The organism is Escherichia sp. 20412-1 (genome assembly GCF_003027595.1).
Classification (GTDB): domain Bacteria; phylum Pseudomonadota; class Gammaproteobacteria; order Enterobacterales; family Enterobacteriaceae; genus Escherichia; species Escherichia marmotae.
On sequence record NZ_PYQM01000078.1, the window covers coordinates 1 to 5,825 of the forward strand.

Genomic DNA, 5,825 nt, shown 5'->3' on the forward strand with positions numbered 1-5,825 from the left:
GGTTCACTTTCAACAGGCTGTTCCACTTGTCATTGTTGCTGCTGTGCGGGTCCAGCGCGAGGGCTTTTTCCAGATTCACCACCGCATTCGCGCGATCGCCTTTCTGGGAATACGCCTGGCCCAGCGCCCCCAATATTGCACCAGTGTCAGGGTTATCATTATTAAGTATTCTCAACTGACTAATCGCTTCGTTGCGACGGGATGCTATTTGCGCCACTGTACTCCAGTATTCCATCGCCATTTCGACATCTGGCGGTGCCCCATTAAATAGCCTGTCGTAATTGGCAATAGCCTCTTTGTGACGCCCGGAGATAGCTTGTAAACGTGCCATTTGCAGTGCCTGACGGCCATCAGGCGAGGAAAGTCGCATAGCCGTGTGCGATGCTTGATATATTTTTGAATCCGGTGCGAGCAGGAAAAGCCTGGTAAGTTGTTTTTGTGCACCGTCAATATTTCCCCTTCTCAGCAGATAGCGAAAACGAGCCGCAACGACATCTGGATTATTGGGTTCCACCAATTCAAGACGATAAAGCGATTGCTCGACCAGATCTTCGCGGTGAGTGTCTTCGCCTAACCGAACCTGCGCCATCAACAACTGATGAGCAGTTGGCGCGGCTTCCGCCATCGACAGCATCGACAAACCAAGGGATAGTGTGAGCAAATTTAGGGTGAATTTGTACATGCCTGGCCTCAATCAGGTGTTAACTCACTTTTTATTAGAAACAGAATGAGTGCAGCTCCCCGCCCTGCCTGTTTAAGGCCAGGACAGGATTGAGCTGCAAAATAAAAATGACGATGAATTACTGTTGATGAGGATTCAGACGACGGCGGCTAATAATGCGTAGCAGACGCCAGGCCACCCATGCCAATAGCACCACACTGAGTGTTGCCAACACCGCCAACAGAACGGGATGTCTCGCTAACACGTATTGGATACGCTCAAACCAGGGAAGATCCCCCACATAATAAGTATCTCCAGCCCGTAAACTATCGACACCAGATTCACGAATAACCGCGACTGAGCCAAAGATATTGCCGCGCTTTACACTATCAACCAACGCATTGTTGAGTAACCCATCGCCGCGTGCTCCTTCGGTCATCAATGCAATTACGCTACGTTGGGTATGATACGGGGACTGAAAACCAACCACCGCAGCCATTGGCGATGGGGAAACTATGGTTGATTGTGTTTCCGAATTTTGATCGTTTTTATCTGCCTCAATTTGGACATATTTAGCGTGCCGCATTGGACTTTTTACCCAACGTGTCGTTGCCTCAATAAGCAGATTTATTTGCTGTTTGTCTTCTAATTCTTGTGGAAGTGTCCCTATCAACAGAATGTCTGCATCCCTGCTCCGAACGGAGCTTATATCATCAGTAATTGTCAGATTAATGGCTGGAAACCCGGTTTGAGCACCAATCAATCCCAGGGTATTTAGCAATATTTCAACCTGCGTTGCACCAGGCTTTTCAGGCATAACGACAACTGTTTCTGATAAATCAGCCATTCGACTAAAAGGAAAGCCTGCGCTGACAAAGGCGCGTAAATCAGGCATGGCGATAAAGTGATGATACTTTGAAAAATCGATAGTGGAATCATCTGCAATGACTGCATGATTTTTCAAAGGCCGGGAAATAATACAGCTATCAGCATCAGCGCGCGGTATCGTATTAACGTATTCAAAATTAAATCGCAATTGATTGAGCGCCCCCAGTGTCAACGCCGGAACGGTAATTTTATTATTGTCATCCAACAATTCTTGCAATAACGGTAAACGTAACAGCAGTCGATCCGTAGCAGATTGAGTATTTAGACGAAAAGATTCCAGGTACTGATTATTAAGGCTGACATCCACGCGCGAACCACTCACCATTGGTGTGGTATAGCGATAGTTAATCTTCATATCAACACCGCGGTTACGTAGCAGAAAGAGATCTGGTGGCAAATTAAATGAAATATTAATTGCCGCAGACTCCAGGGCGCTTGCCTGTAATTGCCCTTCATATGTCTTAAGCTCTGCGAAAGTTACAGGACGGTCAGTGCGTACCCAATTTGGCGCATCATAAGGTTTGCGCGGCAAAAGCGGCTCCACATCATTGACGACCACACTATCGCCGCGAAACAGTATATTTCCCTGCGCAAGGCCTTTTGCCGCCTGTAATAAATCGTTGTCATCGCGACCAAAAAGTACCAACAATTTGACGAAAGGATTTTGCGGATGGTTGATCATTTCAATAACAGGTGCATTCACCAACGGATGATCACGTAGAAAGTCTGGTCGTCTATTATTAGTGGCAAATACCACTGCATTACTTTCTGGTAACTGGTCATAGAAAACAGGGAATCGATGACCACGCCATCCCGATTGTGCACCAAACCACGAAGCGACAATTGCTGATGCCTGCTGCAACCCTTTGTCAGGAGTACCGGCAAATACCATCGGCAATGTATTGGTACGGTTATCTCGTGGATCAAAGAATGGCACCGGAAAATATGAAAGATCATTTTTCAGATTGAGTCTCTGAAACGTCAGTTCCAGTTCGCTGTTGCGCCCAATATCAAGCCACAGGCTGCTGCTGGTCAAATTTTCACATGCACTCTGGTAGTGACTAATTAATTCGAAACGCAAGCGGTTAAAATCGGAGAAATACAATGGATTGAGAGATATTTCCGTCAACGTTTTTTTCCCCAGTTGTTCTTTGAAAATCGGTAATACCTCCATCAACTCATCATTAAGATAAACCTTAAGTTGTGACTGGACAGGGAGTAACGACGGCGATGGGGTATACTCAAGTTTTAGTTTCGCTTCTGAAACCATTTCATCACTGCGCATACCAAACTCAATATGACCCTGAGGGTTGACTCCACTCAGAACAATATTACCTGGCACTGCTGCTATTTGCGTAAATGGGAGCTTTAACTGGCGGGATGGCACTTTCTCATAAATAGAAACGTTCTCCTTCTGCACAGAAGGTAATATTATCCCGGTGGTAGGTTTATTAATCGTTGTATGTGTAGTCGATGCTGCATTTGCCTGATAAATGCATAACAACCCCAAGAAAATTATTGCAAAACCAGCCTTAAAAAACTTTCTTCCCATTTTAAAAACTCAAGAACTAAAAACAAATACACACAATAAATATTTAGTTAGCAACCAGAAACAAAACTAACCCTTAGAACGTCCTTTAATATTCTGGAGAATATAAAAAATCATATTACAGTAACCTTTCAGAGAGATGAAAGATATTTCAAAAAAGCTCTTTAGAATATTATCCTGGGATATTTTATCATTCCATTCTTGCCATATTGAATCACGAGAAAATGTCGCTCTAACATAATTAATACTTTGTTCATGGCTCATTGGCATAATCTTCAGGCCAATTTTATTATTGTAAGCATGAACTATTTGTACTGGAATATCGCATTTTCCGTAACCATCATCCAGATGAAGAGACAACTGCTGTGTTTTATCAATATCTTTTAGGTCGGAAATATTATCAATGATAACCCCTAGTCCTCCTTCGGAGAAATCAAGAACAGAACAAGGGTAGTTTCGCCCATCAGTCAGTTGGATCACACCTTTGAAAGACACGTCGATACGCGGAGAAAAACGCACCTGTTTTTGTTCAATAGAGACAGCCAAAGTTGCGCCAATAATAATTGTATTATAAAGCAACCAAACTAAACAAAAGAGATTCAGGATCGCAATATGCCCTTGCAAATTATAAAAATTAACAATACCCATTATCAATCCAAGTAAGTTTAAAATAGCAAAAATGAGGTAGGGATATGATATTCGCCAGTCAACAAACTTATTTTTTATTAATCCCCCTTTAGCTGTAACATTAAAGCGCCCTTTTGCCGGAGCAAGTAATGCAACAAGCGTCGGTAGCGTAATGTACCAGGCCAGCACCATTTCGTAAATCTCATTCCAGAAAGAATGCCTGTATTTACCTTGTATTCTTGAGTTAGTTAAAACGATAACAAATAGATAAGGCAAAACATAAGACATAATATCCGCTATCGATGCATCTATCAGATTAACTGAAAAGAAAATGGGGCATAATGGTGCACACAAGAAAATCAGTCGTGGCACACCTGATAAAAAGTGCATCATGCTGCTGAGATAGCAAAGGCGCTGTGATAATGTCAGGCCTTTGCCTAATAATGGATTGTCAATACGCAAGATTTGGATCATTCCCCTGGCCCACCGAATCCGTTGCCCAATATGGGCTGATAATGTTTCGGTGGCAAGTCCGGCAGCCAGAGGATAGCGAAGGTACGCAGAGCTGTAACCTGCACGATGCAAACGTAACGACGTATGCGCATCTTCCGTTACTGTTTCGACTGCAATGCCACCCACCTCATCCAAAGCAGATCTACGGATAATTGCGCACGAACCACAAAAAAATGAAGCATTCCAGGTATCCGTTCCATTCTGGATTAATCCATAAAAGAGATGCCCTTCATTTGGCTTTTGCCGAAACTGTCCCAGATTTCGCTCAAAAGGATCAGGGGAGAAAAAATGATGTGGTGTTTGCAACATCGATAGTTTTTCATCAGCAATAAACCAACCCATTGTTTTCGTTAAAAAAGAAACAGAAGGTATATGATCGCAATCAAAAATAGCAACAAATTCTCCGTTAGCTATTTTAAGCGCATTATTTATGTTTCCGGCCTTAGCATGTTCATGTGTTTCTCTTGCGACATAATGAATGCCTGATTCATCTGCGAATCTTCTAAACTCTTGCCTGGCGCCATCATCAAGGATCCAGACGTGTAATTTATCTTTTGGCCAGTCTAATGCCAGTGCACCATAAACTGTATTCTTCACAACCGTCAGAGGTTCATTATAAGTGGGTATTAATATATCAACATTAGGCCATTCTTCTTTATTGTCTGGTAAGGGTATACACTCTCTGTTCAATGGAAAGCAAACCTGAAAGTAACCCAGTAATAAGACAAGCCAGGCATACGTCTCAGCAACTAATAGCGTTACTGAAAAGAAGCTGTCTGGAACCTCATCCAGGATAACTGAAGAAGAGTAACGCCACCATAGATATCTGGAAGATATGAGTACGCCAATCCCCATCAAAATAAGGGTAATTATCCTTCCCTTAACAAAATTGATGAGAAAAACAGAGATGCAAATGATAATAGAGAATAATATTTGTTGATAACGTCCAAGAGGCTGTTCGACAATCGATATAAAAACAAAACATAGCAATATAGCAACAACCAGAAGGATTTTGTTGTATGCTTCTTTATTTTTAAAGATCATGGCATCTAGTCATTCATTAATACTATTATTCAAACTGTGTGTTTTTTTGAAACATAAGGAACCAATTCAATGAAATTTAACACATTAACACCATGTTATCTGAGCTCTACCATTTTGCTTACTTTTGTATAATCGTTCATCTGCCAACAATTTCAACCGTTCAATATTATTCATGCACTCGTCAGTATTAGCTACGCCAATGCTGCAACTACAATTCAACCCACCCATCGAGAAATGAACAATTCGGTGCAAAATTCTTGTTAGTTGACTTACATCTTTATCATGATAAATGATAGCGAACTCATCGCCACCAAACCGATAAATTTCACCTTTACTGCGAGGCAATTCATCTTTAATAAGATTAACTATTTTTATGAGTACCTCATCACCAAACAAATGGCCAAACTTATCATTAATAGACTAGCCCCCAGAATCTCCAGACAACCAATATCACTTAAATAAGTGATAGTCTTAATACTAGTTTTTAGACTAGTCATTGGAGAACAGATGATTGATGTCTTAGGACCGGAGAAACGCAGACGG

The 5,825-nt window shown here is 41.9% G+C and carries 2 protein-coding genes and 2 pseudogenes; all 4 read right to left on the reverse strand.

Annotated elements, in window-relative coordinates; all coding sequences use genetic code 11:
* Positions 1-682: pseudogene (locus tag C7B16_RS23570) on the reverse strand (cellulose biosynthesis protein BcsC); the annotation flags it as partial.
* Between the two features lie 118 nt (positions 683-800).
* Positions 801-3,101, reverse strand: coding sequence for a cellulose biosynthesis cyclic di-GMP-binding regulatory protein BcsB (gene bcsB / locus C7B16_RS23575; RefSeq protein WP_071985560.1), 2,301 nt, complete (start codon positions 3,099-3,101; stop codon positions 801-803).
* 66 nt (positions 3,102-3,167) lie between these two features.
* The gene (gene bcsA, locus C7B16_RS23580) at positions 3,168-5,282 is read right to left on the reverse strand and encodes a UDP-forming cellulose synthase catalytic subunit (protein WP_107180251.1); all 2,115 of its coding nucleotides are present in this window, start codon (positions 5,280-5,282) and stop codon (positions 3,168-3,170) included.
* 84 nt (positions 5,283-5,366) lie between these two features.
* A pseudogene (locus C7B16_RS23585) lies at positions 5,367-5,702 on the reverse strand (GGDEF domain-containing protein); the annotation flags it as partial.
* Between the last annotated feature and the right edge of the window lie 123 nt (positions 5,703-5,825).